At 47.1% G+C, this 17,349-nt stretch carries 19 protein-coding genes; 5 read left to right on the top strand and 14 right to left on the bottom strand.

All coding sequences use genetic code 11. The annotated features are described in order from the left end of the window. Positions 1 to 116: 116 nt before the first annotated feature. The 7 genes from ARB69_RS06465 to ARB69_RS06435 all read right to left on the bottom strand — a co-directional run bounded on the left by ARB69_RS06465 (position 117) and on the right by ARB69_RS06435 (position 6,873). Positions 117 to 347, bottom strand: coding sequence for a KH domain-containing protein (locus tag ARB69_RS06465; protein ID WP_025656902.1), 231 nt, complete (start codon positions 345 to 347; stop codon positions 117 to 119). Between the two features lie 23 nt (positions 348 to 370). Further along, a complete protein-coding gene (gene rpsP, locus ARB69_RS06460; protein WP_009003357.1) occupies positions 371 to 616 on the bottom strand; it encodes a 30S ribosomal protein S16 in 246 nt (81 codons plus the stop codon). Positions 617 to 663: 47 nt separating this feature from the next. Next, positions 664 to 2,019 carry a signal recognition particle protein gene (ffh, locus tag ARB69_RS06455; protein WP_055152055.1) on the bottom strand — a complete coding sequence of 452 codons (1,356 nt, stop codon included), beginning with the start codon at positions 2,017 to 2,019 and terminating at the stop codon, positions 664 to 666. A gap of 1 nt (position 2,020) precedes the next feature. Continuing rightward, the gene (gene ylxM / locus ARB69_RS06450) at positions 2,021 to 2,392 is read right to left on the bottom strand and encodes a YlxM family DNA-binding protein (protein WP_025656900.1); all 372 of its coding nucleotides are present in this window, start codon (positions 2,390 to 2,392) and stop codon (positions 2,021 to 2,023) included. Positions 2,393 to 2,490: 98 nt separating this feature from the next. Then, positions 2,491 to 3,402, bottom strand: a complete 912-nt coding sequence (locus ARB69_RS06445; RefSeq protein WP_055152238.1) for a S8 family peptidase — start codon at positions 3,400 to 3,402, stop codon at positions 2,491 to 2,493. Positions 3,403 to 3,469: 67 nt separating this feature from the next. After that, a complete protein-coding gene (locus ARB69_RS06440; RefSeq protein ID WP_055152052.1) occupies positions 3,470 to 4,198 on the bottom strand; it encodes a response regulator in 729 nt (242 codons plus the stop codon). Continuing rightward, entirely contained in the window at positions 4,195 to 6,873 is a 2,679-nt protein-coding gene (locus ARB69_RS06435; RefSeq protein ID WP_055152049.1) for a sensor histidine kinase, read from the bottom strand. Before ARB69_RS06435 ends, ARB69_RS06440 begins: the two co-directional genes overlap by 4 nt. A gap of 434 nt (positions 6,874 to 7,307) precedes the next feature. Here ARB69_RS06435 and ARB69_RS06430 point away from each other — a divergent pair, with 434 nt between their 5' ends. Beyond that, positions 7,308 to 7,541, top strand: a complete 234-nt coding sequence (locus ARB69_RS06430; protein WP_081733163.1) for a chorion class high-cysteine HCB protein 13 — start codon at positions 7,308 to 7,310, stop codon at positions 7,539 to 7,541. A gap of 284 nt (positions 7,542 to 7,825) precedes the next feature. Here the strand turns inward: ARB69_RS06430 and ARB69_RS27125 are convergent, their stop codons facing one another. Continuing rightward, entirely contained in the window at positions 7,826 to 7,972 is a 147-nt protein-coding gene (locus tag ARB69_RS27125; RefSeq protein ID WP_167702483.1) for a hypothetical protein, read from the bottom strand. 128 nt (positions 7,973 to 8,100) lie between these two features. On the opposite strand from ARB69_RS27125, the gene ARB69_RS06425 reads away from it, so the two are divergent. Next, on the top strand, positions 8,101 to 8,898 hold the full coding sequence (locus tag ARB69_RS06425) for a hypothetical protein (RefSeq protein ID WP_055152046.1): 798 nt from the start codon (positions 8,101 to 8,103) through the stop codon (positions 8,896 to 8,898). Next, entirely contained in the window at positions 8,858 to 9,136 is a 279-nt protein-coding gene (locus ARB69_RS06420) for a hypothetical protein (RefSeq protein ID WP_025656895.1), read from the top strand. The genes ARB69_RS06425 and ARB69_RS06420 overlap by 41 nt, the downstream gene beginning before the upstream one ends. Positions 9,137 to 9,176: 40 nt before the next feature. Here ARB69_RS06420 and ARB69_RS06415 read toward each other — a convergent pair whose 3' ends face one another. The 6 genes from ARB69_RS06415 to ARB69_RS06390 form a co-directional block, all read right to left on the bottom strand. After that, the gene (locus tag ARB69_RS06415) at positions 9,177 to 9,650 is read right to left on the bottom strand and encodes an acyl-CoA thioesterase (protein ID WP_025656894.1); all 474 of its coding nucleotides are present in this window, start codon (positions 9,648 to 9,650) and stop codon (positions 9,177 to 9,179) included. Next, positions 9,651 to 10,136, bottom strand: coding sequence for a hypothetical protein (locus ARB69_RS06410; RefSeq protein ID WP_025656893.1), 486 nt, complete (start codon positions 10,134 to 10,136; stop codon positions 9,651 to 9,653). It lies immediately after the preceding gene. Positions 10,137 to 10,145: 9 nt separating this feature from the next. Continuing rightward, positions 10,146 to 10,886, bottom strand: coding sequence for a tRNA pseudouridine(38-40) synthase TruA (gene truA, locus ARB69_RS06405; RefSeq protein WP_025656892.1), 741 nt, complete (start codon positions 10,884 to 10,886; stop codon positions 10,146 to 10,148). 66 nt (positions 10,887 to 10,952) lie between these two features. Further along, entirely contained in the window at positions 10,953 to 11,354 is a 402-nt protein-coding gene (locus tag ARB69_RS06400; protein WP_025656891.1) for a DUF2809 domain-containing protein, read from the bottom strand. A gap of 112 nt (positions 11,355 to 11,466) precedes the next feature. Next, complete coding sequence (gene feoB / locus ARB69_RS06395) at positions 11,467 to 13,512, bottom strand: ferrous iron transport protein B (RefSeq protein ID WP_025656890.1); 2,046 nt, start codon at positions 13,510 to 13,512, stop codon at positions 11,467 to 11,469. Next, positions 13,509 to 13,736: a FeoA family protein gene (locus ARB69_RS06390; protein WP_025656889.1), complete on the bottom strand. Its 228-nt coding sequence runs from the start codon at positions 13,734 to 13,736 to the stop codon at positions 13,509 to 13,511. Before ARB69_RS06390 ends, feoB begins: the two co-directional genes overlap by 4 nt. A gap of 217 nt (positions 13,737 to 13,953) precedes the next feature. On the opposite strand from ARB69_RS06390, the gene ARB69_RS06385 reads away from it, so the two are divergent. After that, positions 13,954 to 14,937: a putative ABC transporter permease gene (locus tag ARB69_RS06385; RefSeq protein WP_055152043.1), complete on the top strand. Its 984-nt coding sequence runs from the start codon at positions 13,954 to 13,956 to the stop codon at positions 14,935 to 14,937. Between the two features lie 63 nt (positions 14,938 to 15,000). Continuing rightward, the gene (locus tag ARB69_RS06380; RefSeq protein ID WP_055152040.1) at positions 15,001 to 17,121 is read left to right on the top strand and encodes an EAL domain-containing protein; all 2,121 of its coding nucleotides are present in this window, start codon (positions 15,001 to 15,003) and stop codon (positions 17,119 to 17,121) included. The last annotated feature ends 228 nt before the right edge of the window (positions 17,122 to 17,349 follow it).

The raw sequence follows: 17,349 nt of genomic DNA, 5'->3' as shown, positions 1-17,349 counted from the left end.
AAGACTGCATCTCGTCCAGTCTCCATAAAATGAGTCAGACACCCGCCATTTTACAGATAAAAGGAAAGGGGCAGTCTCTTTATGCTGGCGCATGAAGGCTGTCCCCTTAAATTCTGCTATTGTATAATATCAACAACAACTCTCTTATCTTCCTTGGCAGCAGCTGCCTTCACTACAGAACGGATCGCCTTTGCAATACGGCCCTGTTTTCCAATAACCTTGCCCATATCGCCGTCAGCGACACGAACTTCTAACACAGTAGTCCTGCCGTCCTGTCTTTCAGTCACAACAACGCTGTCCGGTTCGTCTACTAATGCTTTCGCAATTACTTCAACTAATTCTTTCATCTAAGCCACCTCCGCGGAACAGCTTATTTCTCAATGCCTGCTGCTTTCAAGATTTTTCCTACTACTTCTGTAGGCTGAGCTCCGTTGTTTAACCACTTCTTAGCTGCTTCCTCGTCTACCTTGATTCCGCTTGGCTCCAGGTTCGGATCATATGTTCCGATTTCCTCGATGAACTTACCATCTCTTGGAGATCTGGAATCTGCAACTACGATTCTATAGAAAGGAGCCTTCTTCTGTCCCATTCTTTTTAATCTGATTTTTACTGCCATTTTTTTCACCTCTTCTTATTATTTTTTCTTTTTTGTTAATTTATGTGTTAAAAAGGAAGCCTAAACTTGCCTTTCTTACCACCTTTGCCGCCCATCATGCCCGGAAGTTTCTTCATCATCTTCCTGGCCTCATTGAACTGCTTCACCATACGGTTCACTTCTGATATATTCACGCCGGCGCCTCTGGCTATTCGGTGCTTTCTGGATGGATTTAACAGATCCGGGTTGCTGCGTTCCTCCAGTGTCATGGAATGGATCATAGCCTCCATCCGGGCCATTTTCTTGTCATTTTCCTCGGAATCCAAATCCGGCAGCTTCGAGTTCATGCCGCCGAGTCCCGGCATCATGCTCATGACGCTTGACAGACCGCCCATCTTTTTCATCTGGCTCATGCTTTCCAGATAATCATCAAAATCAAACTGGGCCTTCTTCATCTTCTCTGTCATCTTTTTGGCTTTTTCTTCGTCTATCTCCGCCCCTGCTTTTTCAATCAGAGTCAGGACATCCCCCATACCCAAAATACGGGAAGCCATTCGATCCGGATAAAACTGTTCCAGGTCGGAAAGTTTTTCTCCCATACCTACATATAAAATCGGCCTTCCGGTTACGGCTTTGATTGACAGCGCCGCACCGCCCCGGGTGTCACCGTCCAGCTTCGTAACAATGACTCCGTCAATTCCGATCTTTTCATGGAAACTTCCGGCAACATTAACCGCATCCTGTCCGGTCATTGCATCCACGACCAGGATCGTCTGATGCACTGTGACTGCCTCCTTAATCTCCTGAAGCTCCCCCATCATATCTTCATCAATGTGAAGACGTCCGGCGGTATCCAGTATCACAATGTTGTTGCCATTCTTTACCGCATGTTCATAAGCGGCCTTTGCAATGTCCGCAGGCTTGTTCTTATCCCCCATGGAAAATACTTCCACACCCTGCTTCTCTCCATTTATCTGTAACTGCTTGATTGCTGCCGGCCTATATACATCGCATGCCACAAGCAGCGGTTTCTTGCCCTTTAACTTGTACTTTCCGGCCAGCTTAGCTGTAGTCGTCGTCTTACCGGCTCCCTGAAGGCCCGCCATCATAATCACCGTGATCGCACTGCCCGGCTGCAGCTGTATCTCCGTCGTCTCGGATCCCATCAGCTTGACCATCTCTTCGTTTACGATCTTAATAACCATCTGGCCCGGATTCAGTCCGTTCATCACGTCCTGCCCGACCGCGCGTTCCTGTACATCTTTGACAAATCCCTTGACTACCTTAAAATTGACGTCTGCTTCCAGAAGCGCCATCTTTACTTCCTTCAGGGCCGTCTTCACATCGTCTTCCGTAAGCCGTCCCTTACTGCGGAGGTTTTTAAATACGTTTTGAAGCTTTTCAGTTAAACTGTCAAATGCCATTCTATAACTCCTCTATAATAGTATCCGAAATCCTCCGGATTCTCTCAGCCATTACTTCCGGCTCCACATCCCGACTCTCGTAAGAGTCAAGCACATCATTAATCTCCTGCACCATCTTTTTTACAGAAAGAAACTTCTCAACAAGATGCAGCTTGCTCTCGTACCCTTCCAGAATCTTCTGGCAGCGCCTGACCAGGTCGTGGACACCCTGTCTGCTGATCCCTTCAGACTGCGCAATCTCGCTTAATGACAGATCTTCCAGCACAAACTGCCCATAAATCTCTTTTTGGTGATCCGTGAGTAGTTCACCATAAAAATCATATAACAACGCCTGTTCCAAAATCTCATTCACAATCATCACCTTTGTTATCATACTAAAAAGCAGGGCAGGTGTCAAGTATTTTTTCTTGACACCTGCCTTATTTTTTTATCCGCTTTTAAACTTGTTTTTCCAAACTGCATTCCAGCAAATTACATCGTAAGCAGTTTTCCTACGTTGAGCATCCCCCAGCCCTGTGCCGAGCACTCATTTCTGACACAGGACTCACGGAGCTTGAGCTTTACCTCCACATTGGTTATATCCGGAAATTTTGACAGCATGCAGGCGATCGCTCCCGACACCACAGGCGTTGCCATCGAGGTGCCGCTTTTTGTGACATATGGCTTCTGCCAGCGGTTGGTATAATCTCCGTTACAGCTCAGGATATTCGTCCCAGGTGCCAGCAAATCCGGCTTAATAACGCAAGCATCCGTAGGGCCGTTCCCCGAATAATTCCATTCTCTGCCGCCGCGCCCCGCAACGATCGATCTTTTCTCCCCCACTGCCCCTACGGTTATCACTTTCCTGCTGGTACCCGGAACGGCGACTGTCCCCGCGCCCGGTCCATAATTTCCTGCTGAGACGACCACCACAAGCCCTTCATCCCAAAGCGCTTCCACAGCATCCACAAGTCTTTGTTCCTGTGCCCTCTCCACTCCAGGCTGTGTTCCCACAGAGATATTCACAATGCGGAGTTTCACCCTTTTGTGGATCATAAGCAGCCAGTCAATTCCCTCAAGAACATCCTCCACCGAGCCGTTCCCCGTATGATCCAGTACCTTTCCTACCAGAATCTCCGCCCGCGGTGCCATCCCGGCGTATACCCCCGAGGACAGCCTCCCGCTCCCGGCAAGGATTCCAGAAACATGCGTTCCGTGCTTACCATCATCATATATTTTATCTTTATGATTAACAAAATCGCGAAAACCAATAATTCTTCTATCAAAATCAGGGTGAAGCGTGATTCCGGTATCCAGTACCGCTGCGCGCACACCCTGTCCCAGGTACTTATTAGTAATGATATCCGGGCACCAATATCCAACAGTCTGCTTTACCCATTTCATGAAAACACCTTTTTTAATATGATATTCAGAAATGTTGTCCCTGTCTACTAATTCCACGCCCCGTCTGTTAACTAGCCTCCGTCTTCTCATCTACCCGCAGCATCCGGTACCCTACGCCTATATGAGTCTGGATATACTGCGGATTGGATTTATCTTTTTCAATTTTTTTGCGAAGTGACGCCATATACACTCTGAGAGAGGACATATCGCTTTCAATCGCATTCACCCAGACTTTATCCAGAATAAACTGGTATGTCAGCACTTTCCCAACATTCTGCGCGAGCAGACAGAGCAGGCTGTACTCCAAAGGCATGAGATGAATCTCTTTTTCTCCCACAAAGACAGTTCCTGCGCCGTAATCAATCACCAGATCCCCATCTTTAAACACACTGGAGTTCTGATCCTTCGTCCGCATGAGATACTGCACCCTGCGCAGCGTGGAACGCAGTCTTGCCAGCAGCTCCTCCACACTGAACGGTTTTGTCAGATAATCATCAGCCCCGGCGTCCAGAGCCTCCACTTTATCCCTGTCATCACTTCTTGCGCTGATCACGATCACCGGCGCAACAGACCACGTCCGGATCTTTCGGATCACCTCGATACCGTCCATATCCGGTAGCCCCAGATCCATCAGTATGATATCCGGGTTGCCGGAAGCCGCAGCCATGACCGCCTGGTTTCCGTTAGCAGCAGTCTCATATTTATAATCCTGGGATTCCAGCGTTGTGGTGATCAGATTTCTGACCGGCATATCATCCTCGACAACAAGAATAAAAGGTTTGCCGTTCACTGTCATAATGTTACTTCCTCCACTTCCAATTCAAAACAAAATACGGTTCCCTTCGGAACATTGTCAAATACTTTTAACTCGCTTCCATGAGCATTGATAATGGATTTGCACAAAGTCAGCCCCAGGCCCATCCCCCGCCTGCCGTCGGTAACCGCATGGCCTGCGGTATAAAACATCTGGAACAGCTTGGGCTTGAGCTCTGCCGGAATCCCCGGTCCATTATCTGCTACCGAGATCACGGCTTTATTTCCCTGTTTTAGCGCTTTAATCCAGATCTCGGAGCCTGCCGGCGTATATTTTACCGCATTGTCCGTCAAATTAATCAACACCTGAAGCATTAATTTTACATCCATCTTCGCCATCAGCAGCTCATCACATTCCACGTGGATCTTCTGTTCTTTTCCGCGCCGGTTCACGTGATGCAGCGCTTCTTCGATCACATCTTCCACAATCTCGCCCTGAAGGTTCAGTTCCATCGTGCCATTCTCAATCCTGGTGACAGAAAGCAGATTTTCAACCAAATTAATCAGCCACATGGAATCATCATAGATATCTTTGTAAATCTTCTTTCTCTGCTCCTTTTCCACTTCGCCTTCATTGATCAAAAGGGTCTCGGCATTGCCCGATATGCTGGTAAGAGGCGTCCGCAGATCGTGGGAAATAGAGCGCAGCAGATTCGCACGCAGCTGTTCCTTCTGCAGCTTCAGGTCAATCTCCTGCTGTTGTACGAGGAGCGCCTCCTTCTCCAATGCAAACGCGCACTCGTTCAAAATAGCCCCCATAACGCCTTCTTCAAAAGCTGGTATCGCCTTCTTCTCCATATCAATCCCAACCACCGCAAAGACTCTCTCCCCGCTCCTGACCGCGGCAAAAAGGAAGCGGGAACCCGGAAGCGTCTGGGTGGAGAAGCCTGCATGCTTATTGTTGCGGAAGGTCCATTGGGCAACTCCCAACTCCTCCTCCCCCAGCACATCCGGAGCATCCGGATCTTTCTTATATACAATCGGTCTGTTTTTCGCCGATGGTTTCCCGAGATAGAAATAAATATTCTTCTCCAGAAGCATTCCCAGCTGCTGAATCGTTCTTGAAGCAATCTCCTGGGTGGTACCCGCATCCTGCAGCTTTCTGCTGGTTTCCAAAAGCAGTTCCGTACGGTAGGCCTTCCTGGCATTCTGGCGGGCATAGTTCTTCACCTGCTTGGTAAGCGCCGAGCTGCACAGGGAAGTGACAAACATCACAAAAAATGTAATAAAGTATCCCGGATCATTGACAGACAGCGTCCGCACCGGATCCGTAAAAAAATAATTAAACACAAGCACGCTGAAAACACTTGTAATTATACCCCAGATCTGATGGCTGGTAAACATAGCTGATGTCAGCACACCCAGGATATATACCATGACCAGATTGGCGTCGCTGAATCCGAGCCTGGTGAAGATCAGGGCAATTGCCGTGGACACGCCCAGGCTGACAATACATATGAGCGCATCAAGCCAGGCCTTCTTATATGTCTCCTCCCGCCTCTTTTTTACGCGGCCTCTGTATCTCTTATCGAATGCATCCGGGATCAGAAAGATTTCCAGGTTCGGCGCCAGCCTGGATAGCTGTTCGGATACGCTGTCCCGGATAAACAAAAGCCTTCGTTTTGTATAAGTTCTGCCCAGAACAACCTTGGAGACTCGGGATGCCTGCGCATACGCCGCAATTTCTTCTACGATATCAGTCCCATAGGAAGTGACGATTTTTGCTCCCAGCTGTTCCGCCAGCCGCGTATTATCATTCAGCCCCTTCTGATCTGCCTTCGACATATTGGCCGAATCGGGCGTTTCCACATAGAGCGCAGTCAGTTTGCCGTGAAATGCATTCGCCATCCGGGCCGCCTGCCGGATCACCTTGCCGTTGGAAGGCGAAGGGGACAAGCATACCATGAGATGTTCCGCTGTCTCATTGCTGGCATGGATCATGCTGTCCTGGGCAAGATTCACACGATCAGCCATACGCCGCAGTGCAATTTCCCGCAGAGAGATCAGGTTATCCTTTGTAAAAAAGTTGGAAAGCGCCCGGTCCGCCTGCTTTTCCTTATAGATCTTCCCGGCCTTCAGCCGCTCCAGCAGCTCCTCCGGCTCAATATCCACCATCTCCACCTGATCCGCCTCGTCAAACACGCTGTCGGGAATCCGTTCCCGCACAAGCACCCCCGTAATCCCTGCTATGGTGTCGTTCAGACTCTCCAAGTGCTGTACATTGACCGTAGTATAAACATTAATCCCCGCCTTCAAAAGCTCCTTTATATCCTGGTAACGTTTGGCATGGATACTGCCCTGTGCGTTTGTATGCGCCAGTTCATCCACCAGAATCAGTTCGGGTTTTCTGAGCAGGGCAGCCTCCAGGTCAAATTCATGGAGACGCATGCCGTGATATTCCACCTCTTTTACAGAAAGCATCTCCAGGCCCTGCGTCAGAGCCATCGTCTCCGGCCTAGTATGCGGTTCTATGTAGCCTGCGACCACGTCAATTCCTGCGTCTTTCGCCTTGTGGGCAGACGACAGCATGGCATAGGTTTTTCCTATGCCTGCCGCGTAACCAAAAAATATTTTTAATCTGCCTTTTCCGCTTTGTTCTTTCTCAGCCTCCATCAGCTGTTTCAAAAACAGATCCGGCTTTCTGCTGTCTTCCTTCATCCTATCAATTCCTTTGCCGTTTCCTTTCTGCTATCTTACTTCAGAATCTTCTGCATTGCAAGATGAAACCCTTTCAGACATTAGGATAAATCGCTGTCCGGGTTATTCTTAGAACAAGTGGGCAAGCCCACCTCAACTCTCCACCCCCTCACTCATGAGGGGCTTGCACACTTTGGCGCCGCCGCAATGCCGCTTTGCGGCTATATACCTTATGGCGGCGTGTGCATCCCCCGAAGGGTTTTATATAATAGGAAAGTGCTAAGTACTTTCCTATATAAAATAACACATACACCATAAAATAGGTGTGAAAGAACCCCGGCCGGATATTAAAATGGTATAAAAATCTTTTTAAAATTAATTAGGGGAATCTTTTCACACATTTGTAACCACCTACATATTATGAACTGTAATCAAACATATATGGAGGATTTAACATGAGTGATTTAAGTGCTACAAACTGCGGATGTGGATGCGAAACTAGCTGCGGAGGATGCGGAAACGGAATGTCTTCTTGTCTGTGGATCATTATCCTGCTTTGCTGCTGCGGCGGCAACGGCTTTGGCGGCGGATGCGGCAATGGCTGCGGCGGCAACGACAGCTGCCTGTGGATCATCATCCTGCTTTGCTGCTGCGGCGGCTTTGGCGGCGGAAACAACTGCGGATGCTAATTCCAAACCAGTAAAACTTACCAGAACAGGAATTTCTGCCCGGGCCATCCCGTAACATTTACGTTTCGGGCGCCCAAAGGCAGGAAATAAAAACAGCCCCGGTACAGATCTTTGTACCGGGGTTATTTTATGATATAGGAAATTCATTCAGAATTTCCTATATCATAAAACCCTATGGGAGAATGCACACGCCGCAATAAAGTATATAGCCGCCAAACGGCATCGCGGCGGCGCCAGCTTGCCCACTTTGTTCTAGCATTCTAAAAATGGATTTACCCGCATGGTTATGGTTTTGCCTTATTCTGATCCTGCGGCCTTTTTTTCCCCTCCGGCTCTTTGTTCCCTTTCTTCTCTTCCATTCGTTTCTTCAGCATGCAATCCTCGTCTATCTCATACACCGCATTTCCATCGATAATCAGTTTTCTTTTCATTTTGAAACCGCCCTTTCCTTTCTATTCCCTATTATAGTATGTAGGAGTCCTCACTTTAGTCTTATCCCATCCTCATATTTTTATACTTCTCATCATATATATTTACAACGTGATAAACAGGAGTGAATATGGAAAAGAAAACGCCAAAACCAATGACACCGTTTGATGAACTGGTTACACCGCCCCAGCTTCAGATGCTGAAGCTGCTTCTGCCCTACACTCCTGCTTCTAACCAGCAGTTTTTGGGAATATTCATAAAATTCCAGGAGCTCCAGCAGACAATTTCTTTTTTTCAGAATTTCGAAAACGATTTACATAGCCAGGCCTTTGGCAGCGACCAGGCACCATCGATGATGGAGATGCTCCAGGAGTTAAGGCCCTATCTGCCGCAGCAGCAGGCGGAAATGATGGACACATTTCTGAATATGATGAATATAATGGAAATGGTACAAATGTTCCAGGAAAGCTCTCAGGGCCAGGAAAATGGTTTTTCAGGCACAGACAGCGGTTTTTCATCCGAAAACAGTTTTGCCGGAGCTTCCGGCGGCGGAACTGACCACATGGGCGGCATGGGAAATATGTTTTCCGGAGGCTTCAATCCCATGGATATGATGATGGGGATGCTGACTCCTGACCAGCAGAATATGTTCCAGATGTACAATAGCATGTTTTCCGGGGATACGTCCTTTGACCCAGGTACAGGGGAGGATTCTGCTCATGCGGAAGCCCCAAAAGAAACCTCCTCTATGGAAGATACCACAGAAGACATCTCCCATGGAAATGAACCATGGGCCCCTGCTTCGGCGGAAAATGCACCAACCCAAACTGATACAGCAGACAATGCCCCTATGGGGAATGATTCATTTATGGAAGGAGATGATATAGATGAACGAATGGATGAACAATCCGGCTATGAAAAATATTGACCCCATAAAACTGGAACTGATTCAAATGGCTGCTTCCCAGACCGCCGGCAAATCCGGCAGAGACCTGGCCCCCATCATGATGGCCCTGATCACAAATGCAAACAAAAAGGGTATCAGTTTTTCCGGGGACGAGATGTCACTGATCCTGGAAATAATGAAAGATGGAAAGTCCAAAGATGAGCAGGCGCAGATCGACAGAACCATCAATATGGTCAGCTCTTTTATGAAGAAAAAATGATCCCCCAATAACCCGGAGGATAAAAAGGAAAGAAGAAGGCCTAAAAACCTTCTTCTTTCCTTTTTATCCTCATCTCTCTTCTCTTTTTTGCTGCTTCCCATTCTGCCTTTTCTTCCTCACTCTCCAAAATCAGGCGCGGCACCCGCTTAGGCTTGTCATTCTCGTCCAACGCAACCATCGTAAAATAGGCACGGTTAATCGGCCTGCGCATCCCGTCCATATTTTCCACATAAGTATCAACCCTGACTTCCATGGACGTATTACCCACATAAGTCGCCTTCCCGATAATCACAATCACATCCTTCTGATAAGCCCCCTGAATAAAACGCAAATTATCCACCGAGGCCGTAATAATGTTGCTCCTGGTATGGCGCTTCGCCACCAGCCCGGCCACATCATCCAGCCACTGCATCAGAATCCCGCCAAACAAACGCCCCGCCGCATTCAAATGATTCGGCCGTACCATATGCACCGTTTCCACCCTGGAATCCGCAACTCTTCTCTCTTCTATCATCTAACCCAACTCCAATCCGCATTCCTGCGCTATATTTTTATAACCCTCCAGCGTCTCCCCCTCTTCACAAAACAAAGGATATTCCAGACCATAATTTCCCCAGACCACCGCTTTTTGCTTCGTAAAATAAAAAGTAGAAAACAGCCAGTTCCTGGCAGTAATCTCCGCAAGAAAAACCAGATTTTCCGCCACCAAAGGATAGTATACCTGCCTGGGTTCCGTTTCAAACTGCAAAAATACACTTTTTTCCTCATCACTCAACCCAGCCACAAATCCACGCTGTTCCTCCTCAGTCAGCACCGAATAATAAAAATCCGCAAAAGAAGCGCCCTCATTCACCACCAGACACCGCTCCAAAAAGCACTGCATCGCCAGCTTATCCCCTCTAAGAGTCACAGCCTCAAACCGCAAAAAACCATCCTGAACATTCTCAATCAAAAGCGCCCCCCGCGCCGCCAGTTCCCCTTCACTCAAAGACCGAAACATAATCTCCTCCTATAAATACCCCTCCACCTTCTCCAAAAACATCCCTTTCGGATCACAAGGTGCGCTCGCCTCTTCCGCCCCCGAAAAGACTGCCTCAATACATTCCACCTTCCGTTTCCCAAGCCCGATATCAAGCAAGGTTCCAACAATCATCCTCGGCATATTATGCAAAAAATCATTTGCCCGAATACGAATCTGAATCTCTTCCGCATCACCATGGATGTCTATATTATAAATCTCTTTTTCCGTAGACTTACTCTTCTTAACAGTTGAAAAATGTTTAAAATCGTGTCTTCCGGCCAATAAAAGAGCCGCCTGCTGCATAACACCCACATCCGGGGTGCGGAACGCATAATAAGTATATTTCCGGTTAAATACACTGGGCACCGCGCCAATAGCAATCCGATACAGATAACTCCTGGACTTCGCATTCAGTGAAGCATGAAAACGCTCCGGCATCTCCTCCGCAGAAAGAACCGCAATATCCATAGGCAGATAACGGTTCAGATACTGCCGTATTTCATCCGCTTTCATATCCGAAGTAGTCTTAAAATTAACCACCTGCCCATAAGCGTGAACCCCAACCTCAGTCCTGGCCCCACAAAACAGTTCCACATCCTCCGCGGTCATTTTATGAATCACATCCAGCAGCCTGTTCGCCACCGTATTTGCCGACTCCCCCTTACCAAGCCTCTGCCATCCCTGATAGCGCGCCCCGTCATACTCCAAAACTAACTTAATATTATGCATTCTTATCACTCCTCCATATTGTCGAATTCCGCGAAACTCACACTTGCAGCGGCCGCATCATGCCAGCTACTTTTTCTGCCTCATTCCCGTCCAGTTCAATATCCCAATCTCAATACCTACTCCTATCAGAATTCCAACGGTATAACACACTAAATCACTCCATAAAAAACCATATTCCAAAATCAATCCTCCCAGTGTAGTGTGGCGCAATACATTTATCCAATCTGCTTGATACAATTGGGAAAACTCTATTGCAAAAGAGAACACCAATGCCGCCAGCATCACTTTTGCAGCAGCCATTTTAGAAAATAGGAATCCAATTCCCCAAAATACCATCATAGCCCACAAGGCATCACCCGCATAGTTCCTCAGAAATACCGGCAGACAGTCACCAAATTGCCTTGACGCAAGCCCTAATACCATTGTAATTACAATTAAAGCAAAATAAATAATTCTACTCCTTTTCATAAATACTCCTTTTATATAGGCTGGCCTGCACGCTCCCTTTATTGATGTTGCCAATTACAGCTATAGGCGGCAGACATCCTTTTTACAAAAGTACCTCTGCCACTTAAACTCCTCAGAAGAATATCCCCGCTATGTGATAGGCCAGGAAACTTACACACCACGCCACTGCCAGCTGGAATAACACGATCCCGACTGTGATCTTTTTACTCCCCACCTCCCGGTTAATCGTAGCGATTGTAGCCGTACAAGGTACATAGAGCAGACAGAATACCATTAATGCATAGGCGTTGGCCGCTCCGAAGCCCATAGCCCCCAGTGTTCCCACAAAGCTTGCCATTCCATGGCCCGTGGTAATATTCTGGATACCAAACAGTACACTGCAGCTGGATACCACGACTTCCTTTGCGGCAATCCCCGCAATCAGGGCTACAATGATCTGCCAGTAGCCAAGACCCAGCGGTTTAAATATTGGCACAATAGCCTTTCCGATCATAGATCCAAAACTCTGGGAAATGTCTGTCACATATCCAGCAGTTCCAAAATTCAGGATGATCCACATAATAATCGAAGCTATAAAAATAACGGTTCCCGCCTTGGTAAGATAATCTTTCACCTTTTCCCAGACATAGATCGCAATTGTCCTCGCGTTCGGGGTCTTATACTCCGGAAGCTCAATTAAAAGGGAATGTTCCGCCTTACTTCCGTCGATTTTCGAAAGGACAAAGGCCGTTGTGATCGCAACAATAATTCCCAGCAGATACATGGAATAACAGGCCATCATCGCATGTTTTCCGAAAAACATGGAAGAAAACAGCACATAGATCGGCAGCCTTGCGCTGCAGGACATAAAAGGCGTTACCATGATTGTTTTCAGCCTGTCCTTTCTATTTTCCAGTGCCCTGGATGCCATAATCGCCGGAACGGAGCATCCGAATCCAAGCAGCATAGGCAGGAATGCCCTCCCGGAAAGCCCCAGGTGCCCCATGATATCGTCCATGACAAACGCCACTCTCGCCATGTACCCGCTATCCTCCAAAAAGGCAAGCGCCAGGAACAGGATAAAGATATTCGGCAGAAATGTCAGAATCCCTCCGACGCCTGAGATAATTCCATCCACGATCAGAGACTGCAGCATGGCGTTCACATTCCAGGCGGTAAACAGGCTGCCTGCTGCTCCGGATATCCACTCAAGCGCGATCTCAAAGTATCCCTTCAGCCAGTCCCCCACGGTAAAAGTCAGGAAGAAGACAAGAGCCATGATTCCAAGAAAGATAGGCAGCCCCAGCCATTTGCTGGTCATGAAACGGTCTGCTCTGTCCGTCCGTTCCTCTTTCTTACTCTTATTCACCAGGGTCTCCTGAATAATCTCTTCTATAAAATCATATTTCTGGTTAATGATATCCTTCTCATAACTACGGTCCATAACCTCCGGCATATTCACGGGGTATTTCTCCATAACTGCATGGTCCTGTTCCAGCATCTTTATGGCATGCCATCTTTTATTTTCCATCCTTGGATACAAACGCAGGAACTGTTCTATAATCAGATCGATCTTATCTTCTATCTCATCCTGATAAACCATTGCGTAATCGCGGTGATGATTATGTATATGTTTTGTGTTCTCAGCATGGTGATGGATAAAAGGACTCTGTCTTGCATAATCCTTGTGGTGTGCCACCGCATGCATCAGGATCTCCAGCCCGCTCATCTTTCTGGCGGAAACCGGTATTGCCGGGATGCCCAGCATCTCCGGCAGACGGTGCAGGTCAATCTCCATGCCGCGTTCTTCCACGATATCCATCATATTTAGTGCCAGTACCACTGGCTTTCCCAGCTCAATGAGCTGCAGCGTCAGATAGAGATTGCGCTCCAGACAGGAGGCGTCAACCACATCCACAATGACATCCACCTCTCCGCTCATAATGCATTCTCTGGATACCTTTTCCTCCATTGTATACGAGGTCAGACTGTAAATACCCGGAAGATCAATCAGTTTGAACTCCTGGTCCTTGTAAAATGCCTTTCCTTCTTTTTTTTCTACCGTAACTCCCGGCCAGTTCGCCACCTTCAGGTTGGCGCCTGTGTATGCATTAAATAACGTTGTCTTCCCGCAGTTCGGATTTCCTATAAATCCAACATTAATTACCCGATCGCTCATGCCCGGACCTCCTCAACCACAATGTTGTCTGCGATCCGTTTTCCCAAAGCAAATCTTGTGCCCCGGAACCTTACCGTAATCGCGCCCTTTTTATCATTATTCAATATTGTGATATTAGACCCCGTAGTAAGTCCAAGCGCCTCCAGCCTGCGCTCCAGATTCAATTCTGTATTGATCTCCTGTACCTGGTAAGTATGATGGTTTCTGCCTTCTTTTAACCTCATGGCTTTCTCCTGTAAAATGTATTTGGTATTGATAATTATTCTCCATAAGGAATTATAAATCTTTTCACACAGTAAGTCAAATAGATTGACATTTTTTGTCACAAGATTTACTCTATAAATAATAGCTTTCCGATTTCTGCGATTCTGATATGCGGGATTCATATGAGATGCAGAACATCAAAATATAAAATAACTGCCACTAAAGAGGGATATGATTATGGACATTTATTACATATTACTTTACTTTTTTGTATACGGATTTTTAGGCTGGTGCTCTGAGGTGGGATTTGCCGCTTTCAAGGAGCACAGATTTGTGAACAGAGGATTCTTGAACGGCCCTATCTGCCCTATCTATGGTGTGGGAGTCACTATAGTTATCGCATTTCTCACACCCTACAAGGACAACCTGATTATTCTCTATGTTTCTTCCGTCATTCTGGTTACCCTTCTCGAAGGCATTACTGGATGGGCAATGGACAAGATATTCCACAATAAATGGTGGGACTATTCGGAACAGCCTTTTAATATCGGCGGTTATGTATGCCTGATTTTCTCTCTGGTCTGGGGAATCGCCTGCGTGGCCATCATGGATTTTATCCACCCGCTGATCCATAAACTGCTGACTTTTCTTCCCCATACGGCAGGGATTATACTGATTGTGTTGCTGGGAATTGCTATGTTTGCGGATCTCTATGTCACTGCAACCGCAATATTCAAATTTAACAAACGTCTGGCCAGCATGGAAAAAATTGCGGGAGAACTGCACGAGATATCCAATCAGATCGGTGAAGATATCTATGAAAAAGTAATCTTCGCCATGGAAAAGCAGGAGGTTTCCAAGCAGAAACTGGACGAGGCCGCTGCTGAACTAAGGGAAAACATACAGGAGGCCGCCTCCGGACTGAAAGAAAGAACACAGGAAGCCACTTCCGGACTGCTGGGTAAGACGCAGGAAGCCACCTCCGGTTTACGCGAAAAGACACAGGAAGCCGCCGCTGATCTGAAGGAAAAGACACAGGAAGTCTCCGAAGAAATGCGCAGCCGCATTGCAGAACTTAAAAACCACTACCAGGAACTTGGCAGTAAAACACCGCGTGTCAGCCGCCGTCTTGTAAAAGCATTTCCTAAGATGGAATCCAGAAGCAGTAAGCATCAACTGGAAGAATTGCGAAAAAAATTTAATCTTAAAAAGAAAAAATAGCCTGCTATGAAATAATAATTCATAACATGGAAATGGCGCTGCCATAGGGAAGGGATTATATTTATGGAGAATAATTGGGAGTTTTTTGAAAATCTGCAGGAACTCATTTTTGTGATAGATATGGAAAACCACACAATGGCCTACATGAATCATAGTGCCAGGAATGCCTTTGGCTGCCCCGATCACAAGGAATACCAGAACAGAAAATGCTATGAAATTCTTCAGGGTCTTTCGACACCATGCCCGTTTTGTACGGATTCCGTCCTTGCAATGGGCAGGTTCCATGACTGGGAATACACCAATCCTCTGACTCATGTAACTTATATATTAAGAGATACACTGTTCGAACTGAACGAAAAAATATATAGAATTGAACTCGCCTATGATAAAAACAGCAGGGATATAGAAAAAAGTGAAAGGCAAAGCTTTACTCCTGACACAAAAAAGTTTTGGGATGACAATATAACCCCGCTTTCTGATGGCAGCACAGCTTTTCAGACCTTTATCCGTAATAATTATTTTGACGCGGAAGCCTTTTTCCGGTCTGTTGCCATACCTGACGCGCCTTATTACCTGTATTTCGGCGATTTACAGAGCAACCTTTATTACATATCGGATAATATGAAAGATGATTTCGGATTCCTGGACAACATTGTTTACAATCTGATTGATGCATGGGGAGAGAAAATCAGCAATGAGCAGGACCGTATGTTATATCACGAGGATCTTCGGCACATAATGGAGCAGAAAAAAGGGGTGCACAGCCTGCGCTACCGGATTACAGACAAAAACGGTATTACTACATGGGTACACTGCCGCGGTATTGTAAAATGGTCAGGGGATAAAAACACGGCCCTCTTTTTTTCCGGCTGTGTCTCAAGGCTGGACAGCGATTTCTCCCTGGATGCTGTCACCGGTTTTCTGCGTGAGCAGTCCGCACTGAATGACCTGGCGGCACGCAATGGCACAATGGAGACCACCCTGATTGTGGGCTTTGGCCTCAACCATTTTACCTACATCAACGACTCCAAAGGACGTGCATCCGGCGATATGCTGCTGCGTGCAATTTCAAACTGCCTGCTGGAGAAACTGGGAAGTCTCTTCACCTTCTACCGGCTCGATGGGATCCGCTTTATGGCTGTTTCAAAACAGAATGTGTCATATAACGAAAATGAAGCCGTTGAAAACATCAGGCTCACCATTGAGGAGTGCTATTCCAAACAGAAGCTGTCCACAAAGCAGGCGGCTTCCTTCGGGATTCTGCATTTCCCGGATAACGGCGACACTCCGCAGGAAATTCTTGAAAATACAATGACATTGATCAGCATTGCCAAACTTAATTCTGATCTGAAATACAGTAAATTTTCTTCCGATGTGATAGCAAAACAGAAAGATAAGTCCAGCATGGCCCTGAGCCTGAGTGAAAATGTAGAAAAAGGCTGCGAGGGCTTCCGGATCGTGGTACAGCCCATAGTCTCCCGCGATACAGGAAAGATCATTGGGGGAGAGACACTGCTTCGCTGGCGCTATCGCGGACAGGAAATATCTCCTGTGGTATTTATCCCCCTGCTGGAGGAGACACGCATGATACTTACCGTGGGGAAATGGGTTTTTGGGCAGGTTGTCTCACTCTGCAAACAGATCCTGGTCTTCCAGCCTGATTTTCTTTTATCCTTTAACGTTAGTTATCTGCAGATACTGGATGACACGTTTCTGCCTTTCATCCAGCAGACCATAGCGGAAATCGGGCTTTTGCAAGGGCATCTGATGCTGGAACTGACAGAAACCCATTTCGATGAGATGCCCATCCGGCTGCAGGAATTCGTCGCCGAATGCCTGAAAATGGGAATCAAATTTGCATTAGATGACTTTGGGAATGGATTCTCTTCTCTGCAGATGCTCTTTAAATATCCGGTAAATGTCATCAAGCTGGATCGTACATTGATGAATGAGATCACGCATTCTTCGGAGAATCTTGATTTTATAATGAGCATTGTCTACGCCTGCCACCGGTCAAAGAAACAGGTCTGCGTGGAGGGCGTGGAGACAGATGCGGAATTGGAGATTGTTCGGCAGACGGACTGCGATATGATACAGGGGTTTTACTTTTATCGGCCTTTGGAGGTTGCGGATCTTTTACGGGGGCTTGAAGGGGACGGAGGAATACTGGCTGAGGGGCGCTGAGAGAAAGGGGAGTCCGGCTTCTGCAGGGGATGCCTGTGCCGTTGTAATATCCGGCCGCTTGCTGAGAATCAGTAACAGACAAAATATGGGGAATAGAGGTACTTGCCGCAGTTGGCGTGAATGCCGATGCATTCACACCGCCGGCGGCAACAGGATTTGATTTTGTGAATCAAATCCTGCCCTCTATTCCCCATATTTTCTCTGTAACTGATTCTATGCGCGCTCTTA

The sequence above is a fragment of the Faecalicatena contorta genome, from assembly GCF_001404335.1.
Classification (GTDB): domain Bacteria; phylum Bacillota; class Clostridia; order Lachnospirales; family Lachnospiraceae; genus Faecalicatena; species Faecalicatena contortus_B.
This window is presented reverse-complemented; position numbering and strand designations above follow the sequence as displayed.

Coding starts and splice junctions, on each gene's coding strand:
- ARB69_RS06465 (WP_025656902.1), bottom strand. CDS start 347: ATGAAAGAATTAGTTGAAGTAATTGCGAAAGCATTAGTAGACGAACCG.
- ARB69_RS06415 (WP_025656894.1), bottom strand. CDS start 9,650: ATGATAGAAGAGAGAAGAGTTGCGGATTCCAGGGTGGAAACGGTGCAT.
- ARB69_RS06420 (WP_025656895.1), top strand. CDS start 8,858: ATGAACGAATGGATGAACAATCCGGCTATGAAAAATATTGACCCCATA.
- ARB69_RS27125 (WP_167702483.1), bottom strand. CDS start 7,972: ATGAAAAGAAAACTGATTATCGATGGAAATGCGGTGTATGAGATAGAC.
- ARB69_RS06425 (WP_055152046.1), top strand. CDS start 8,101: ATGGAAAAGAAAACGCCAAAACCAATGACACCGTTTGATGAACTGGTT.
- ffh (WP_055152055.1), bottom strand. CDS start 2,019: ATGGCATTTGACAGTTTAACTGAAAAGCTTCAAAACGTATTTAAAAAC.
- ARB69_RS06385 (WP_055152043.1), top strand. CDS start 13,954: ATGGACATTTATTACATATTACTTTACTTTTTTGTATACGGATTTTTA.
- ARB69_RS06390 (WP_025656889.1), bottom strand. CDS start 13,736: ATGAGGTTAAAAGAAGGCAGAAACCATCATACTTACCAGGTACAGGAG.
- ARB69_RS06430 (WP_081733163.1), top strand. CDS start 7,308: ATGAGTGATTTAAGTGCTACAAACTGCGGATGTGGATGCGAAACTAGC.
- ARB69_RS06445 (WP_055152238.1), bottom strand. CDS start 3,402: ATGAAATGGGTAAAGCAGACTGTTGGATATTGGTGCCCGGATATCATT.
- ylxM (WP_025656900.1), bottom strand. CDS start 2,392: ATGATAACAAAGGTGATGATTGTGAATGAGATTTTGGAACAGGCGTTG.
- ARB69_RS06400 (WP_025656891.1), bottom strand. CDS start 11,354: ATGAAAAGGAGTAGAATTATTTATTTTGCTTTAATTGTAATTACAATG.
- ARB69_RS06410 (WP_025656893.1), bottom strand. CDS start 10,136: ATGTTTCGGTCTTTGAGTGAAGGGGAACTGGCGGCGCGGGGGGCGCTT.
- rpsP (WP_009003357.1), bottom strand. CDS start 616: ATGGCAGTAAAAATCAGATTAAAAAGAATGGGACAGAAGAAGGCTCCT.
- ARB69_RS06435 (WP_055152049.1), bottom strand. CDS start 6,873: ATGAAGGAAGACAGCAGAAAGCCGGATCTGTTTTTGAAACAGCTGATG.
- ARB69_RS06440 (WP_055152052.1), bottom strand. CDS start 4,198: ATGACAGTGAACGGCAAACCTTTTATTCTTGTTGTCGAGGATGATATG.
- feoB (WP_025656890.1), bottom strand. CDS start 13,512: ATGAGCGATCGGGTAATTAATGTTGGATTTATAGGAAATCCGAACTGC.
- ARB69_RS06380 (WP_055152040.1), top strand. CDS start 15,001: ATGGAGAATAATTGGGAGTTTTTTGAAAATCTGCAGGAACTCATTTTT.
- truA (WP_025656892.1), bottom strand. CDS start 10,886: ATGCATAATATTAAGTTAGTTTTGGAGTATGACGGGGCGCGCTATCAG.